General features: G+C 63.5%; 22 protein-coding genes. 7 read left to right on the forward strand and 15 right to left on the reverse strand.

What is annotated here, in order from left to right:
* Window position 1: 1 nt before the first annotated feature.
* The 3 genes from L2Y94_RS05420 to L2Y94_RS05430 form a co-directional block, all read right to left on the reverse strand.
* Window positions 2-226 (reverse strand): hypothetical protein, encoded by a 225-nt coding sequence (locus L2Y94_RS05420; protein WP_247373593.1) that lies wholly within the window; start codon window positions 224-226, stop codon window positions 2-4.
* A gap of 256 nt (window positions 227-482) precedes the next feature.
* A complete protein-coding gene (locus tag L2Y94_RS05425) occupies window positions 483-1,184 on the reverse strand; it encodes a DUF4386 domain-containing protein (RefSeq protein WP_247373595.1) in 702 nt (233 codons plus the stop codon).
* Window positions 1,177-1,590 (reverse strand): DUF6326 family protein, encoded by a 414-nt coding sequence (locus L2Y94_RS05430; protein WP_144911469.1) that lies wholly within the window; start codon window positions 1,588-1,590, stop codon window positions 1,177-1,179. The genes L2Y94_RS05425 and L2Y94_RS05430 overlap by 8 nt, the downstream gene beginning before the upstream one ends.
* Before the next feature lie 229 nt (window positions 1,591-1,819).
* Between L2Y94_RS05430 and L2Y94_RS05435 the strand changes: the two genes are divergently transcribed.
* The 5 genes from L2Y94_RS05435 to L2Y94_RS05455 all read left to right on the forward strand — a co-directional run bounded on the left by L2Y94_RS05435 (window position 1,820) and on the right by L2Y94_RS05455 (window position 4,966).
* Window positions 1,820-2,230 carry a hypothetical protein gene (locus L2Y94_RS05435; protein WP_247373597.1) on the forward strand — a complete coding sequence of 137 codons (411 nt, stop codon included), beginning with the start codon at window positions 1,820-1,822 and terminating at the stop codon, window positions 2,228-2,230.
* 159 nt (window positions 2,231-2,389) lie between these two features.
* Window positions 2,390-2,713: a hypothetical protein gene (locus tag L2Y94_RS05440; RefSeq protein WP_247373599.1), complete on the forward strand. Its 324-nt coding sequence runs from the start codon at window positions 2,390-2,392 to the stop codon at window positions 2,711-2,713.
* 204 nt (window positions 2,714-2,917) lie between these two features.
* Window positions 2,918-3,505, forward strand: coding sequence for a hypothetical protein (locus L2Y94_RS05445; protein WP_247373600.1), 588 nt, complete (start codon window positions 2,918-2,920; stop codon window positions 3,503-3,505).
* 115 nt (window positions 3,506-3,620) lie between these two features.
* On the forward strand, window positions 3,621-4,067 hold the full coding sequence (locus tag L2Y94_RS05450; RefSeq protein ID WP_247373601.1) for a GNAT family N-acetyltransferase: 447 nt from the start codon (window positions 3,621-3,623) through the stop codon (window positions 4,065-4,067).
* A gap of 611 nt (window positions 4,068-4,678) precedes the next feature.
* Window positions 4,679-4,966: a hypothetical protein gene (locus L2Y94_RS05455; protein WP_247373602.1), complete on the forward strand. Its 288-nt coding sequence runs from the start codon at window positions 4,679-4,681 to the stop codon at window positions 4,964-4,966.
* A 393-nt stretch (window positions 4,967-5,359) separates the two neighbouring features.
* On the opposite strand, the gene L2Y94_RS05460 is transcribed toward L2Y94_RS05455, so the two are convergent.
* Together L2Y94_RS05460 and L2Y94_RS05465 are read right to left on the reverse strand one after the other, a co-directional pair.
* Window positions 5,360-6,196 carry a tyrosine-type recombinase/integrase gene (locus tag L2Y94_RS05460; RefSeq protein ID WP_247373603.1) on the reverse strand — a complete coding sequence of 279 codons (837 nt, stop codon included), beginning with the start codon at window positions 6,194-6,196 and terminating at the stop codon, window positions 5,360-5,362.
* A gap of 148 nt (window positions 6,197-6,344) precedes the next feature.
* A complete protein-coding gene (locus tag L2Y94_RS05465; protein WP_247373604.1) occupies window positions 6,345-6,581 on the reverse strand; it encodes a DUF4224 domain-containing protein in 237 nt (78 codons plus the stop codon).
* 121 nt (window positions 6,582-6,702) lie between these two features.
* Here L2Y94_RS05465 and L2Y94_RS05470 point away from each other — a divergent pair, with 121 nt between their 5' ends.
* Together L2Y94_RS05470 and L2Y94_RS05475 are read left to right on the forward strand one after the other, a co-directional pair.
* The gene (locus tag L2Y94_RS05470) at window positions 6,703-6,894 is read left to right on the forward strand and encodes a hypothetical protein (protein ID WP_247373605.1); all 192 of its coding nucleotides are present in this window, start codon (window positions 6,703-6,705) and stop codon (window positions 6,892-6,894) included.
* A complete protein-coding gene (locus L2Y94_RS05475) occupies window positions 6,873-7,448 on the forward strand; it encodes a hypothetical protein (RefSeq protein ID WP_247373606.1) in 576 nt (191 codons plus the stop codon). Before L2Y94_RS05470 ends, L2Y94_RS05475 begins: the two co-directional genes overlap by 22 nt.
* A 31-nt stretch (window positions 7,449-7,479) precedes the next feature.
* Here the strand turns inward: L2Y94_RS05475 and L2Y94_RS05480 are convergent, their stop codons facing one another.
* From L2Y94_RS05480 to L2Y94_RS05525, 10 genes are all read right to left on the reverse strand, one after another.
* Window positions 7,480-7,824, reverse strand: a complete 345-nt coding sequence (locus L2Y94_RS05480) for a hypothetical protein (RefSeq protein ID WP_247373607.1) — start codon at window positions 7,822-7,824, stop codon at window positions 7,480-7,482.
* A complete protein-coding gene (locus L2Y94_RS05485) occupies window positions 7,817-9,010 on the reverse strand; it encodes a hypothetical protein (protein ID WP_247373608.1) in 1,194 nt (397 codons plus the stop codon). The genes L2Y94_RS05480 and L2Y94_RS05485 overlap by 8 nt, the downstream gene beginning before the upstream one ends.
* Window positions 9,003-9,275, reverse strand: coding sequence for a DUF6378 domain-containing protein (locus L2Y94_RS05490; protein WP_247373609.1), 273 nt, complete (start codon window positions 9,273-9,275; stop codon window positions 9,003-9,005). The genes L2Y94_RS05485 and L2Y94_RS05490 overlap by 8 nt, the downstream gene beginning before the upstream one ends.
* Window positions 9,272-9,760, reverse strand: a complete 489-nt coding sequence (locus tag L2Y94_RS05495; protein WP_247373610.1) for a hypothetical protein — start codon at window positions 9,758-9,760, stop codon at window positions 9,272-9,274. Before L2Y94_RS05495 ends, L2Y94_RS05490 begins: the two co-directional genes overlap by 4 nt.
* 247 nt (window positions 9,761-10,007) lie before the next feature.
* Window positions 10,008-10,334 carry a hypothetical protein gene (locus L2Y94_RS05500; protein ID WP_247373611.1) on the reverse strand — a complete coding sequence of 109 codons (327 nt, stop codon included), beginning with the start codon at window positions 10,332-10,334 and terminating at the stop codon, window positions 10,008-10,010.
* Window positions 10,335-10,336: 2 nt separating this feature from the next.
* The gene (locus tag L2Y94_RS05505; RefSeq protein WP_247373613.1) at window positions 10,337-10,726 is read right to left on the reverse strand and encodes a hypothetical protein; all 390 of its coding nucleotides are present in this window, start codon (window positions 10,724-10,726) and stop codon (window positions 10,337-10,339) included.
* 2 nt (window positions 10,727-10,728) lie between these two features.
* Window positions 10,729-11,277 carry a hypothetical protein gene (locus L2Y94_RS05510; RefSeq protein WP_247373615.1) on the reverse strand — a complete coding sequence of 183 codons (549 nt, stop codon included), beginning with the start codon at window positions 11,275-11,277 and terminating at the stop codon, window positions 10,729-10,731.
* Complete coding sequence (locus L2Y94_RS05515; RefSeq protein WP_247373616.1) at window positions 11,274-13,226, reverse strand: DNA cytosine methyltransferase; 1,953 nt, start codon at window positions 13,224-13,226, stop codon at window positions 11,274-11,276. The genes L2Y94_RS05510 and L2Y94_RS05515 overlap by 4 nt, the downstream gene beginning before the upstream one ends.
* Window positions 13,219-13,593, reverse strand: a complete 375-nt coding sequence (locus L2Y94_RS05520) for a hypothetical protein (RefSeq protein WP_247373617.1) — start codon at window positions 13,591-13,593, stop codon at window positions 13,219-13,221. The genes L2Y94_RS05515 and L2Y94_RS05520 overlap by 8 nt, the downstream gene beginning before the upstream one ends.
* Window positions 13,593-14,501 (reverse strand): recombination-associated protein RdgC, encoded by a 909-nt coding sequence (locus L2Y94_RS05525; RefSeq protein WP_247373618.1) that lies wholly within the window; start codon window positions 14,499-14,501, stop codon window positions 13,593-13,595. Before L2Y94_RS05525 ends, L2Y94_RS05520 begins: the two co-directional genes overlap by 1 nt.
* Window positions 14,502-14,508: the final 7 nt, after the last annotated feature.

Here is a 14,508-nt window from a genome sequence, read left to right on the forward strand (position 1 = left end):
ATCAGGTCAGGCCGAGCTTCTTGCCGACGGCAAAGGTAACGAACAACAAGATCAGTAGCGTCGGCACGAAAACGGCGACCACCTTGCCGACCGTGCGCATCATCGCGCGCCGCTCGGCATGCCGACCCTTCTTTCCCTGGTCGTAATGCCATTTGACGGCCAGGAACATGCCGGTGCCGAACACGAGCACCTTGAAGGTGATGAAGACGACGGGGACCCAGTCCACTTTTGTATTTCCAGGCTATGGCTGATAGCTATTCGTCGTGGGGGGGGGAGCTCACGACGCTGCTCCATAAGCTCCATGTTTCTCAAGCAAGCATGATGCCGAAGGTTCGAGAACATGCTAGCCGGAAATCATTTCCGTGCGTTGGGACAAATTGTCCCAGCGACAACCGCCGGTCATCGTCAACGGGACGACGGGGCCGAACGGCCATCCGGCCGGAAATACCGTCATTCTGCGGGTCAACACGCCGGTGGTGCGATCAGCGGCCGCGCAAGGATCGTTTGGCGCCGAAGACCAGAAGCCAGAGCGCCAACGCCGCCTCGCCGAGTATCGTCGGGTCCATCAAGTGCGGCGACAGCACCCGGGCGAAGGCCGGTACCGCGAGATCGGCGATGCTGTTGAACACGTAGCAGGCACCGGCCAGCGTCATCAGTACGCCGATGACTTTGGGAAGGAAGCCGCTGCGCCACGCCAGCCAACCCAGCATCAGGCAGTAGATGCCGAAGAACACGAGGCTCACGTCATAGCCGTCGCCATGCACCTTGAGTGCGAGCAAGGTCGCTGCGTCGCGTTGTGAGGATCCCAGGGCAACGAGAAAGGGCGATGTCGTCAGCAGCCGTAGAGGGACGAGCAGCAGCAAGGTGTCGGCGGCCAGCACGGCAATACCGATCAGACTGAAAGCGGCAGCCATCCGCGACACGCCGGCATGCACGGTGCGGAACATCCCGAGAAATAGCGTCGTCACCGCAACATAGCAAGCCAGCATCGCGAGATCGGCGACGAGACCGGCGCGGAACAGCCCTTCGTTGGCAAGGATGGCGCGTGCCGTGGCGGCGGCATCGTTACCGGCGATCAACGATCCCCGCGACCCCACCTCGGCGAACAATCCGAACACGATCGTTCCGAGGTAGAGCGCGCCCGTCAGGCGTGCGACGGACGGTGACGGCGCGGCCTCAGTCACGGCGAACCTCACGGGGCCAACGGACGGCGATGACCGTGATCGCCAGCGTCAACGCCATTTCGATGGCCGCGAGTACTTTGTAGAATGGTTCGGAGCCGGGAACGCTGGCCGCCATGATGGCCGTGTAGAGAAGCCCAAGGACGATGCAGGCCCACCGGCATAGGCGCGCCGGTAGCAGGAGCGACAACGCGACCATCAGACTGGGCACCGCCATCATGAGCGAGGTGCCCGTGAGCACGGCGGCTGTCGCGCGGCCCAGCGGTCCCATGTTGCCCTGGTTCATGTCCGCCAGCGTGCCGGTGACGTAGAGGCCGAAATAGTCGCCGTAGACATAGCAGAACATCGTGGATGTCCAGAGTGCCGCCAGCTTTACCTTGGTCGGCGCTCGATACTCTTCCAGCCCCATCCGCTCCCCCAAGCCAATGTTTGTCTCGACGATACACCATGTCGCCGATGACAGGAGCGCCTCTGCCAGGGTTTCCCGAGCCCGCTATTCGGCGCGGTAAGAAGCCGCTTCAGCCCGGCGAGCCGGTCTTGCGCAGCAGGAACGCCAGTAGTACCTGTGCTGCCCGGGCCGCCGCCCCCAAGTACATTAGGCCGAACTCGCGGTAGATCACAGGCGAGAGCGATACGACATGCAGGCCACGTCGGTCAACTGTCGAGCGAAGGCGCATCTCGGTCCCATGGTCAATCATGAGCGCGCCGGTATCCATGGAGTGGCGATCGCATTGCACAACCTCGTCAAGGGATTTCGCCACATGCGAAGCCTGTATGCGACCGGGGCGGGGCATGCGCTCGCGGCGCCGGATGTCGCCGGGCAATGCCTGTTCGCGCCGACCGCCGTGCTTCGTCAGCCGACACGGGATATCGTGGTCGCGGGGAGCCCTCTCCGTCGGGACACCATCGTCGTTCTTGCGCTGGGCGAGGCCGCCAAACGTGACGGCACGTCGTCGTTCGTCTTCCTGAAGGACCAATGGAGCCAATGCCCCGCGGACACGTGGGTGCCGGCGCTGCTCGAAGGGGTTTGGGGGCGGGTTCGCTCCTAGGGTCGATTGAGTGCGGCCGTGGAGGCCCGTGGTATCTCGTCGACCATGGTTGACCGCGCCGGCTTGGCCAGGGAAGGGCGATGCGGCACCATCCGGCCATCACGGAATGCTACGGGGAACATCGGGATGAGCACATGCACACGCTGGGCCGGATGGGTGATGACGGCCGCGCTGGCCTTGTCGTGCACGGCTCGCGCTGCCGACCATGGCCCCATCACCATACGCACGGAGAGCTATCCTCGGCCGCCTTATTCGGGGGCGACCTATTACGTCTACGAGCGGGATGGGAAGGCCATCTGCACAAAACTGGCCGTGTGCAACAAATACGACCAATGCGACATGTCCTATCACGCAGGCGCCTTCAAGGAACCGGAGGACGTCCGGACCGGCACGCCCTATGGTGGCTCGCCAGCAGTGACGATCCCCGAAGCCAAGTTGCGCAAGCACGTGTGTCTGGCGAAGTTCGTGCCGGACGCCTTCTGAGTTTTTTGGGGAAAGTTAATTGCCGCGATCGGCCAGCGGAACGGTAACGCTCGTTCTACTTCTCGCGCCCAAACTCCGTGGCGATCCAAGCATTCATCAAAAGGCAACCGACCAGTGAGCGATCCATTCGATTGGTCGTAGCTGTGGCGAGAACGTGGCGGCTACCAACGCGGAGCAGTTGCCCGACATGTTGGGGATCAAACGATGGATATGAGATCAAAAGCAATGCTGGTCACCGTGTGTGCATTGACGGTAGCCGGATGTGTTACGAGGCTAGGACCCGTCGCGCCGGGGACCCTACGTATCATCGCCGAATCGGAAATTCCTGTCGCCGACCGCAACAGCATGCTTAGCCGAAAACATGATGAAGAATGGATGTTGCTGACCTTCTACAGCGACGACGAGTACCAAGCTATCGCGCGGCGCAAAGACATGCATGTGTTCGTGAACGAAGCATTGTGCGCCGATGGACGAGTGATTCGCGCCATCATGTCGTCCTCCTTTCATGTAGGGCCCCCTCCCGCATCGCTGGTGGGGGCGGGTCAGACCGCGGGTGTGGGTCCGAAACGCTACGTGTATCGCACCTATCTTGCGATGACGGCGCCGGAGCGTGAGGCCGCTGGCGCTGACCCAGGCCCTGCGGCGGGATATGACTTGCGCAGCGAAACCCACGACCTATGCATTCAGATTCAGGGCGGGAACATGATCGGGATGTCCCTCAAGTCTGGCGTTGCGACCTTCTCCAGGACAACGGTGGAGGCTGCGATCAAGGCAGGCCATGGTGCGCACTGAGAGGGGATCCATGGGGTGAAGGCCGTCGCGTATGTTGCCCTCATATCGCCATCAGAAAGCCCGGTCGCCCGCTTAAGGTTGTCGTTACCCTGCAGTGTCGCCGATGGAGTTTGACGTGACTGGATCAACGGGAGTACGACGAGCGCTTCCTCGCGATGCAGCCGGCATCGTCCTTTGTTTGGACGCGCTCGGATACGTCTCGCCGTGTTCGGATGTTGTCTGCCGACTGCAGGCTTTGATCGACTCCGATCTGGACGAGGTCTTTGTTTGTGAGAAGGACGAGGGCATTGTCGGCATGGCCAGCTTGCATACGATCCCGCTGTTGCATCGCCCTGGCTACCTGGTTCGAATCACGTCATTGGCAGTGCGACCTGGGTTTCAACGCCAAGGCCATGGACGCCGCCTTCTTGGTGCTATCGAGAACTGGTCGCTGGCTCATGGCGTTTCGCGGGTCGAGGTCACTAGTGGTGACCACCGGCCGCTGGCTCACAGATTTTATGAAATGGCCGGCTACGCTGCCGAAGAGCGAAGATTCATGAAGCATCTGAACGCAATGACATGAATTTGCTGGCGGATCCTGGTGCAATGGGACGCCGTGCCGTCGCCCACCTGGCAAGGCCTCCGATCCGGGGCTCTCGCGACGGGCTGCCACGCTTCCAATTGACCGGGATCTGGATATCGTCAGCCATGAACAAAGGCGTACGATGGTTCAGGTCGTTCACTGGATGAAGCGCTATGAATGCTGAAAGGCCAGACCCGATTCGCGCATCCATCAACCCTCGAATTCGCTTTGCTGGCGCATTTGTTGGGGTTTTGGGAGGCTGTGCCGTGGTGCTACTGGTGCCCTACGTCCTCCGAGTACTGGGTGCGCCTATCTTGCCGGCTTGGGGAATCGGAAAACTTGCGGCCCCGGCTTGTTTGCTCGGTGCTATCCCAGGCTATTTATACGCAAGATGGATATTCCAGTGGAGCGGCTCGTTCGGGCTTATCGGCTAGAAAACCCGCTCTAGGGAATATGCAGATGATTTAAAGGCACCTTCTCGGCATTCTCCCGCCGCTGTTCGGCGAAGGTGCTTCGGGATTTGCTGATGGCTGGGATGGTCGTGTGCGGCAATTGCATGCAACGGTACGTCGCGCATTTCGTGGTTGCGTGATGTCGTCGGTGGAGGCGTCATGAGGTCGCTTTCGCGCCAATGGCTGGGCACGGCGATGATCATCATGATCGTGGGCTCATCGCTGATCGGATGTGCGGGCTTTCAACCGGTGCCGGATGAAAGCGGTCATGTCCAAGTCCAGTGTCAGGATATGGAGTCGATGTGCTACACCGCGGCGGAACACGCATGCGGTGGTCACTTCATGGTGCTGGAGCATCAGCGCACGCCGATCGGCCCCAGCTTCGAGAAGCCCGAGTTCAGTGTGGACCACGCATCGTTCACCATGGACGTTCAATGCGAACGGTAGGCTGTGCTGCCCCTTGGGGCCCTGCCTCGTAGCCGTACGGCGGCTGGCCCGTTCCGGAAAGATCGCTTCGGCAGAGCCCTGTATTCAACTACGACCTGAGCAGCCGAAAACGTCGGGATCACGCACGCATGCCAGCGCGTGCGATCACGGTGTGCACTCACGTGTCTACATGGCGGCCACAAAAAAGAAAAAGCCCGCCAAGAGGCGAGCTAGGTCTTTACATAAATGGTGGCTCGGGACGGAATCGAACCGCCGACACGGGGATTTTCAATCCGATGCCCACATCGATCTAAGGCGCTGAGTAGCATGATAATCGTCGGCTCTTAGCGGTAAAAACCTTCTCTTTCTACTTGTCATTTTTCCCCGCGTTTCGGCGGAGTGTCTTCCGAGTTTTTAGCGGGCCGGGCGCACCGTTTTCGCCTTCCGATCGTACACCCTGGAATGGGTTTTCTGGTCGAGGTGACCCAGAAGCTGCCAGTCGTCCGCATCCGTTCCAGCCTTCGCGCGTAGGTCGTGGAAGGTGAAGCGGACGACCTCCGGGTGCTCGGCCAAGGTCTTCGCCATGGCGCGGTTCCAGAGCGTGCGGAAGCCATCCGAGGTGTAGGGCTGGCCGTCCCGGCGCCTGAGCCAGTGGCCGCCGATTCCGGCGACCTTCGTGGCCGCCAAGTCGCATGCCAGGCGCATGCCCGGCGACCATGGGAAGTGGAGCGCCTTCCGCGTCTTGCCCTTGGTCTTGCTGGGGCGGATCGTCAGGCCGGTGTCGTCGAAATCGGAAAGCTTAAGGGCGAGGATGTCGCCCTGACGAAGCCCGGTGGACACGGCCAACATCACGGCGGCCTGGACGGGGCGTGGCGCGTACTGGAGCAGCGTGTTCACATCCCCATCGGAGGCATACCGGTCGCGAGGACGCGTGACGGCCCTGCCGAGCTGGGCGACCGGATTGCTGGTCACCATTCCTCGCTCGACCGCCACCTTGAACGCCTCGAGAAGATTCGTGCGCTCCAGGTTGAACTGGGTTGGCGACTTGGCCGCACGAACGTCACGCCAACGGACCAGCATCGGGACGTCCACGTCCACCAACCGAATCGCCCCGAAGACCTGCCGAAGCTTGTCGACGTGCTTCCGGTAGTCCTTCTCGGTCGATTCCCTGATTTCGCCACGGTGGCGCCGCTGGGCTATGACGCCGAGGTAGGCGTCCAGGGCTACCGCCACGGTGTCGCCCTGCGCCACCGTGGCTCCCCAGGTACGCGCCCATTCGTCGAGCATGCGGTGCAAATCGTCGCCGTAGGTCCGGCGGGCCAGCCTCCCGCCGGCCGCTGGCACGAGCATGTAGTACGCGCCGTTTCGCCGGTCGCGGTAGCAATAGGAGGGGAGCCCGCTACGCTGCTTTCGTGGACGTGCCATAGGCCGTGAAGTCCGGTTCCTTTCGTTGCATGGTGCGCTTGACCGAGGTGGGCATCAACTTGGCGTCGACCGCGGCGCGCAGGACGCGGGGCCAGCCGTCGGCGGCGATCTCGAAGCGGTAGCCGTTGGCGGTGAGCCACTCGGCGACCTTTCCGCGCTGCTTCCGTCCGCTGATCTCGGCCAACTCGTCACGGGTGAGGAATAGGGCCATGCGGCACCTCCTTCGATAGAGCATGCGCGGTGTGGCGCGCGTAGGTGGATACGGCTCGCCAGTAGGCGGCCATGGGGCCCTTCCGCTTCGCCCAGGCCTTCTCGGCCTCCAAGTTCGCCTGGTGGCGGAGCTGGCGCAGCAACGCCTCGAGCGCAGCACGCTGCTCGGCTGGGAGGGCGGCCAGGGCTCTGCCGGCGGGGAGTTGGAGCAGTGGGTTGCGGTAGCCCATCAGTTGCGCACCGACGAAGTGCAGTTCACCATTAACGAAATGCTTTTCAGGGGTGATGGGGAATGGATTACATCGCGATTTTGAAGGTCGCCGCCCCCTTGGCGACCGGAGTCATCCAATACTTTGCAAAGCGCATCGTGGAGCGCCGGCCGAGGCTGCTTGGCTTCATAACGGCTGCATCCGCTGTCCATGTTCAGAGCGTTACGCCTCCTTTCTGGCTCCACTCCCATGTCTTGGTCATCAGAAATGAGGGGAAAAAGGTCGCTAGGGGCGTCAGGATCAGGCACGACTCGTTCCCGCAGGACCTGAGCGTATATCCGCACAGGTCTTACTCTATCGACACCAACCCCCAAGGTGGGCGCGAGATTATCCTCGGGGACGTCGTACCTATGGACCAGGTAACAATCTCCTACCTCTATCAACCGCCCCTCACTCTCGCCAACGTAAATCCCGTCGTGATCTCGGAAGACGGAATCGCGAAGATACTGTTCGACCTGCCACGTCCGCAGCCAGCCGCTTGGCTGACAGCACTTCGCACAGGATTCGCATTCCTTGGGGGCACATTTCTCTTGTTTTGGCTTGCACGTGCTGTCTACTCGTATGCCACAGGCCAAGAGATCATCTCGCCGATGCATTGACCTGGCATCCTCTAGAACAACCGGGGAACGGTCAGCCACGATCCACCTCCCCATCCCCCGCCGTGCGGTCGTCCGCTTGGGCGGCGCGAACGGCGCGAACGGCCTCGTAAAGTCGATCACCTGCCGCCTCCTGGCATTCGGTCACCGGGTAAGCACCGCGTGTTCCGGGCTTGACCTCGACGTAGATGCCCTCGCTCCATCCTGCGCCGCATCGGGCGGTCTTGTGCCAGGTGTGCACCGGATACCCCATGGGCCAGTCGTAGCCTGCGGCACGTACAGCGCGCATGAACTCGTCCGGGTCGTGGTGCCCCTTGCTGCGGAGGATGTAAACGTCCTCGCCGCAGTTCTCGATTTCCAGTGGGTAGGTCTTAGCCACGGGGCACCTCCGGCGCGGCGGCGAGCAGCGCATTACCCCATACCTCTTGCATCTCTTCCCACGTGTTGAACTTGGCGTCGTAGCCAAGGGCATTGGCGATGGGTAGCGTCAGTGTGGCCCTGACAAGTGCACACCCCTCCGGCACCACCGCCCCGGCGCTGGGCGAGGCGACAACCCCGTCGTATTCAGGATGGCCTTCGGGAAGTAGCCGCGATAGTTCGTCGAAGTCGTAGCCGCTGCTTACGCGAATGTAGCCATCACCATGATCGCCGCTGTCGTCCAGAAGGTGCCATGCGTGATGCTCGATGGCGAGGAGGCGAGCAAGTTCATCGGCGGACACATACTCCACCCCCTTCCCATCCTTTCGGACCCGGCATTGGGCGGTGAGGGCGGCGCGTATGGCAACACGAAGACCTTCCTCTGGAATCGACAGCCCGCCAGTGCATTCCTCATAGGCATCGACGCCTGCTTTCATCATCTCGTCCGTCACCTCGGCAGGCGTGGCGACAGGAATCTGCATACCCGCAAGGCGTCCATACGAGGCGACAACGCTCCTTAGTGCATTTGCGCAATGCTTCGATTTGACATGATCGAAGGTAAGGGTAAGTGGGTCGGAGCAGGCATCCAGCACGGCAACGGCCTCGGCCGCCGTTTGCGGGTAGTCAAACGCAGCCCGAAACCCTTCCCGGATACTGCGCTGGACAGCGCCGTCCTCAGGGTTACCGAAAATCGCAGGCGTGGCGACAGCCGGGCGCGGGAGGGGGCATTCGACTTCTGCGACCTTGGCGCGGGCCAGCCATCCTTGCCAGTACGCCTCACGCATGCCCACCTTGTATCGGCCATGTGCCTCACGCTCCATGGATATAGGGGCAACATCTGGAACCGAAAACTCGGGAACATACCAAGCCTCGAACTTCCTGCGCTCGTCTTCCTCGTCCACCCCATCGCCCACCGCCTGCACGGGCTTCGGCTGGGCATTTCGTTCCAACCAATCGTTGTGGCGAGCTACGTCGTACCCTTCACCCCTCGGCTGCTCGGCAGGCTGGGAGGCGGGATCGTTCATCGACAGCCACAGCTTCTGGCCGACGGCGAAGCCGACATCGGCATCGATCGCGACCACGAAGCCAGGGAAGCTGTTGGCCCGGCTGCTGATGATCGTGGCTTCCTTCCAAATCGTGTTACCCATGTGCACTCTCCCCAGCAAGGCCGATATAGGCCGCGCCGTCTTCGTAGTCGTCAGGAATGCCCGTGGGTGTGCAGCACGCACGGGCCATCTTCAGGGTGGTCATGAACAGCCAGCCGTCGCGCTCGCTTAGCTGGTGGCCGGTCAGGGCGTTGAAGGCCGCCACGGTGCGCGCCATGCTGCGCTCGCCGCCGGGCTGATCGCGCTGCGCCGCGCGGTCCTCGATGTGGCCGGCGGCGGCGCGTAGGATTTCGGCAGCGGTGGTCATGCCTTCGATTCCTCCGTCAAGGCTTCACACCCGGCACCTATGGCACCGCGGTCGTTGGCAGCGGTGAACTTCTGCCAGGGCACCCAGCCCCGGCGGCAGTGAAAGCCCCAGTTCCGCATGCGCGGCCCGGTGATGAAGAGGGTCGTGCACGCCTGGTCGGCCAGGAGCTCGATCCGGTGGGCAGACTTGGGCATGCGCGCCGCGATCGTGCCGGCCTGGCGCAGGGTGGCGGTATGCACGCCGCCCGCGCGGATCCGATGCTCGATGTACTGGCCCGCGAGCAGCACGCTCACGTTCGCCCACGGGTGGTCGTGCAGGGCGCGGTCGTCGTCCGAGCGCAGGAAGCGGTGGACGTAGACGTTGAAGAACGGATTGCGCGGGATCACCCACCAGCGGAGCAGGTAGGGCGCATCGGCACCGCCGATGACGAAATCGGGCTGGCGCCGCATGACGCGTGCGGCGAGGCGCTGCAGGATGCGGATCATGCTGTCCATCCCTCATACGCTCCTATGATGGAATCCATTCGAGCAGCCAGGTCAACGGCTTCCACCAACGTTGGCTTCCGAGCAGCGTTAACGTAGAAGGCGAGCTTCGGCGCTCCACCGCTTTGCTGGTCGTACTCAAAAAAGGGAACGAGAACCATGTAGTGGGCCACCTCGCCATCCAATAAGATTGGGCGTACCCTCGGCTTCTCGTTCGTAGGCACCTTTCGCCGGATGGGTAGGTCCATGGTCATTCCTCCGCCGACGAGGATTCGGGATAGTCCTCGTCGCCCGGGAAGGCGATGCCCTTCGCGCCATCCTCAGCGGCAGCCAGGAAACCCGCGTCGAACATGTTGGTAACCAGCGTCGAGCCGTCCTCACTCTCGGCATTGAGAAGGCGGACAAGCTCCTTCGCGAACGCCTCGCGGTCGGTGATGACGGGAGGCAGGATGCGGTCGGTTTCCTCGTCGTACTCCTCGAGGCCCGGGAACTTCTCGGCGGCGAACACCATGGTGTCGAGCGAAAGGCGGATGACGATCTCGCCGTCGACGATCTTCGCGTCTGCGTCAGGGCGCATGGTCAGCCTCCCTCCGGGACGACGAAGGGCTCGACGTCCTGGATCAGGTAGAACGTCGGCGCGTCGATCAACTGGATGTAGTCGGCGATGTCGTCCAGCCGACGCTGGATCTCGGCCTTCTGTTCGGCGTCGACGTCGAGGAAGTCCTGGGAGCACTCGCCGTATTCCTCGCCCACGCGTTCGGCGATGTACTCGACGAAATCGTCGGCGCCGATCATCAGGTCGCGAACGTGCGGCGGGGGCTCGTTGCGGCCGATCCAGATCGTCGTGCCTTCGGCCAGGCAGCCGTCGTACGAATTCTTGGCGGCGGCGTTGATGGCCTCTTCGCGAGACGCGTACTTGCCGTGGAAGGTCTCTTCGTCGTAGCTGTAGCTGAAAGTCCTGGTGTCCATGGTCACTCCTCGATCTGGATTTCGTGTTCGCGGCAGCAGGCGCTGATGGCCTCTTTCACGCGACGCACCTGGTTGGGATAGTCCGGGTCGGCCTCGTCGAGCGCCGCCACGGCTGACTGGAAGGCCGTGCGGGCTTCGCTGGTGGAGCAGTCGCGCGGCACGCCGAGGATGTCGCTCCAGTGTTGGCGTGCGGCGGCCGGTGCCGTAAAGGCCTGACGGACGGGCGGCGCAACAGCGGCGACAGCCGCCGGCACGACCGGGCGTTGCGCATCGGCCAGGCCCACGAGCCACCAGGCCGTGCTACCGCCGCGGCGATCGTCGCGGATCACCTTGCCGTCCAGCTGCAGCGCCTGGAGCCTGCGCCGCGTCTGCGGCACCGACAGGTCTGCCTCGTCGGCGATGTCCTTCAGCAGCGCGCCGTACTGGACAGCGGTCCGGTCGCCAGCGCGCAGCGGGTCCGAGCTCGCGTGCAGCGCAGCCGAGCGCAGGCATGCCCGGGTCAGCGCCTTCTCGAACTCGGCGTGGCTGATGGTGGGGTAGGAGACGGTCATGCGGCCACCCGCCGGTCGATGAACCGCAGTTCGGCGGCGTTTTCGCGCACGAGATCCTCGGCCATGTCCTTGCAGACCATGTTTCCGATCAGCCTCACCTGGTCGGTTTTGCTGATTTTCTTCCAGACGAAGATCCCGGAACCGGGGGCGGTCTCAAAGAGCCCGCGTTCGATGACGTACCAGTCCGGGACGCCCATGGCGCGCGCCAGTTCGCGTGGGGTGAGCATCCGGAGGCCGATGTCCACCAGCACGTGGTCGCCCAGGATGATGATCGTGAGCGCGTCGCCCTCGATGGGCGGGAACCGGTGTGGCAGGTAATGCGCGAGGAACCTCGCCGTCAGCTGCGCCTTCCGCCACTGATCTTCCGTAAGGGCTCCACGCGGGATCGAAATCGTCTGGACAACGGCCATCCGATCTTTCGTCGGAAGGGTGTGCATCGGCTCATTGAGGTCCGACGAGCCGCCCGTTTTGTAGAATTTCATCAGGTAAGCGGTCACCACCTGCTGGTGGCTCCCTGTGCCGGTGATGGTGCTGACCGGCGTGCGCGCGTCGTGACCGATCGACTTGTTGCCGTTCGGGCCGCCGCTAGCCTGGAGCATGAATGCTGCCTCGACCCCGGATGCCTGCACGACCCCGTGCTTGACGCCACCGGCCACAACAGTGCCGAGCGGCTTACCGAGGCCAGGCACGCGCGGGTCCTGGCCTTCGCGCTCCCCGTAGCCGGTCTGAATAAGCGTGGCGCCGATAAGCGCCTGCTCGCCGCGGTTCGCGCCGGTCACCGTCGCAAGCGGCCCGTCGAGCGGTGCGATGTGTCCGTCGCCGTGGTGCGTGAGGTGCATCAGCGTAGCGGCCATGAGCGCGAAGTGGCCGCCCTTCACCTGGGCACATTGCGTGCGGAGCGGCTCGCCGACAGAGAAAACACGCGGGCTGCTCGCGTTGGCGCATTCGGTCAGCACGGGAACGACCAGGCCGTGGTGGGTGCCACCGCCGGTCACGGTAGAGAGCGGAACGTCCGTGCCGTGGGTGGACGTATGGCTGGCGCTGGTTCCGCGCATGGGCACGATGAACGGATGCTCGGCGTCGAACACATGACGCTCCATGCCGTACGCGATGCGCCGCTCGGTATTTTCGGCCAAGCGCTTCTTGCGGTCATGCACCGACGGGCACGGGATCGAAAAGTCGACGCAATCGGCCGCCGTCCGCCACGGCTTAGCCAGCCCAGCGAGCACGGCCGGATCGGTCGGCTTGCCGTGCGACTTCGTGAACCACTTTATGGGCTCTCCGTCGGCTCGGGCGACCATGTAAAGACGCTTGCGGATGGTCGGGGCTCCCTGGACGTAGGCGCGCTCCTCGCGGAACTCAACGCGATAGCCGAGGCCCCGCACGAGCTGCGCTTCGGTGACGTCGGGGATAGCGGCGAGGATCTCCGGGAGGTCGGGGTGCCCGCTGGGGATGCCGGTCGAAAGCGCGAGCTTGAAAGCCTGGAAGGTACGACCCTCGTGTTCTTTGATGGGACGCCCGGCGTCGTCGATCGGCCCCCACTTCTGAAACTCTTCGACGTTCTCGAGGAAGATCAGGCGCGGGCGCGATTTCGCAGCCCAGCGGATGACGACCCAGGCGAGGCCGCGCACGCGCTTAGACCGCGGTGCCTTGCCCTTCGCCTTGCTGAAGTGCCGGCAGTCTGGTGACGCCCAGAAGATGCCGACAGGACGACCACCGGTGACGTCGATGGGGTCAAGTTCGAACACGTCGGTCGTGTAGTGCTTCGTCGTGGACTCGGGGTGGTTCGCGCGATGCACAGCAATCGCGACCGGGTTATGGTTCACGGCTATGTCCGGCGCGCGATATCCGTCCGTGATGCCCAGGCTGGCGCCACCGCCGCCCGCGAAGAAGTCGACGACCAGTTCGTGGCCGAAGTCGAAGTAACCGGTGCTGTTTCCGTCAGCCATCGACGTCCGTCCTCTGGATGATCTTGCGAAGGGTTTCGAGGGTGTTGCAGCTGCCATCTGCGGCGACCACGCGCCAACCGGGAAGCTCAAGTCCGCGCATGCCGCAGTGGCGATATGCACCGACCGCGGCAGCGGTGAAGCCCTTATCGGTCACGAACGTGCCCAGGGCGACGGGCTTCTCGCCGGCGCGGACGAGCGACAGCTCCCACGCCTTTTCCCGCTTCACGCGGCGAATGATCTTCCGCACCGAGGACGGCTCCAGGTCGAACTGCTCGCCCACCTCCTTGGCCGACTGGCTGGCGCGGGCCTTGGCGATCGCGACGTCACGGTCATGGTCGCGGCTGCTGAGAAAGACGGTGGCGGCCATCACTCGGGCCTCGGCAGCTTGAAAACGTCGGCCAGCTTCGAGAGCAGGCGCGCGTACTCGCCGGTCATGATCGCCAAATTCGCGTCGGCCTCGGCTGCCGCGGATTCGGGGGAGTCCGGCTGCTCGTCCAGCACCACGTCGGTGAAACGCACCTTCGTAAGGACGAGGGCCTCGCTCAGCACAAAGCTGATGCGGTCCTCGAACACTAGGCCGATCTTGAAGACCTGCTTGCCGGTGCGCAGGTGCTCGCGCACCTCGTCGGTGTCCAGGTCCTGCCGGCGGCACCGGGCGATCGCGCCGGAGGCCGTAGCCGGGTCGCGCAGCTCGATCTCGTCGCCCAGCTCGAAGCCCTTCGGAAGCTTGCCTGACGACACCCAGTGCGTGAGCAGGATGCGCGGCGATTCCTCCGGCGCGAGCGGCACGGCGGGGAAGCTGCCAAGGGCGCCGCGCAGCTCCGTCAGCACATCCTCGGCCGCCTTTCGCGAGCTGGTGTCGATAATCAACCAGCCGGCCACCACGTCCGCGTAAGCACGGGTGCGTGAACCCCTGACGAAGGCGCGCGGCAGCAGCTCGTTAAGGACGTCGTCCTTGATGCGCTTCCGCTCCCGGCTGCTGACCTTCCGCCCTTCGGTCTCGGCGATCTTCTGCACGCGGTTGGCGAGCTCGTCGTTCACCACGGCCGAGGGCAGGAGCTTCGTCTCGCCGCCGACGGCCACCATGACGACGCCGAACAAGCTATGCGTCAGCGCGTCCTCGTTACGTCCGAGGGGCGACACGAATCCGGTCGTCGAGAGCTCCATCGGACCGACCGGGCGCATGCGGTGCTTGGGCAGCACGTCGTCCAGGCGTTCGAGGTCGTCGGCCACGGCCGGCGAGAAGCGGAAGAGAGTGAGGTTGCGGAAGAACATGGCGATC

It is taken from the genome of Luteibacter aegosomatis (assembly GCF_023078455.1).
Taxonomy (GTDB): Bacteria; Pseudomonadota; Gammaproteobacteria; order Xanthomonadales; family Rhodanobacteraceae; genus Luteibacter; species Luteibacter aegosomatis.

Bases quoted from the DNA above. Each gene is read 5' to 3' on its own strand.
- L2Y94_RS05430 (WP_144911469.1), bottom strand. From the start codon at position 1,590: ATGGGGCTGGAAGAGTATCGAGCGCCGACCAAGGTAAAGCTGGCGGCA.
- L2Y94_RS05435 (WP_247373597.1), top strand. From the start codon at position 1,820: ATGCAGGCCACGTCGGTCAACTGTCGAGCGAAGGCGCATCTCGGTCCC.
- L2Y94_RS05440 (WP_247373599.1), top strand. From the start codon at position 2,390: ATGACGGCCGCGCTGGCCTTGTCGTGCACGGCTCGCGCTGCCGACCAT.
- L2Y94_RS05445 (WP_247373600.1), top strand. From the start codon at position 2,918: ATGGATATGAGATCAAAAGCAATGCTGGTCACCGTGTGTGCATTGACG.
- L2Y94_RS05455 (WP_247373602.1), top strand. From the start codon at position 4,679: ATGAGGTCGCTTTCGCGCCAATGGCTGGGCACGGCGATGATCATCATG.
- L2Y94_RS05465 (WP_247373604.1), bottom strand. From the start codon at position 6,581: ATGGCCCTATTCCTCACCCGTGACGAGTTGGCCGAGATCAGCGGACGG.
- L2Y94_RS05475 (WP_247373606.1), top strand. From the start codon at position 6,873: ATGGATTACATCGCGATTTTGAAGGTCGCCGCCCCCTTGGCGACCGGA.
- L2Y94_RS05485 (WP_247373608.1), bottom strand. From the start codon at position 9,010: ATGGGTAACACGATTTGGAAGGAAGCCACGATCATCAGCAGCCGGGCC.
- L2Y94_RS05490 (WP_247373609.1), bottom strand. From the start codon at position 9,275: ATGACCACCGCTGCCGAAATCCTACGCGCCGCCGCCGGCCACATCGAG.
- L2Y94_RS05495 (WP_247373610.1), bottom strand. From the start codon at position 9,760: ATGATCCGCATCCTGCAGCGCCTCGCCGCACGCGTCATGCGGCGCCAG.
- L2Y94_RS05500 (WP_247373611.1), bottom strand. From the start codon at position 10,334: ATGCGCCCTGACGCAGACGCGAAGATCGTCGACGGCGAGATCGTCATC.
- L2Y94_RS05505 (WP_247373613.1), bottom strand. From the start codon at position 10,726: ATGGACACCAGGACTTTCAGCTACAGCTACGACGAAGAGACCTTCCAC.
- L2Y94_RS05510 (WP_247373615.1), bottom strand. From the start codon at position 11,277: ATGACCGTCTCCTACCCCACCATCAGCCACGCCGAGTTCGAGAAGGCG.
- L2Y94_RS05515 (WP_247373616.1), bottom strand. From the start codon at position 13,226: ATGGCTGACGGAAACAGCACCGGTTACTTCGACTTCGGCCACGAACTG.
- L2Y94_RS05520 (WP_247373617.1), bottom strand. From the start codon at position 13,593: ATGGCCGCCACCGTCTTTCTCAGCAGCCGCGACCATGACCGTGACGTC.
- L2Y94_RS05525 (WP_247373618.1), bottom strand. From the start codon at position 14,501: ATGTTCTTCCGCAACCTCACTCTCTTCCGCTTCTCGCCGGCCGTGGCC.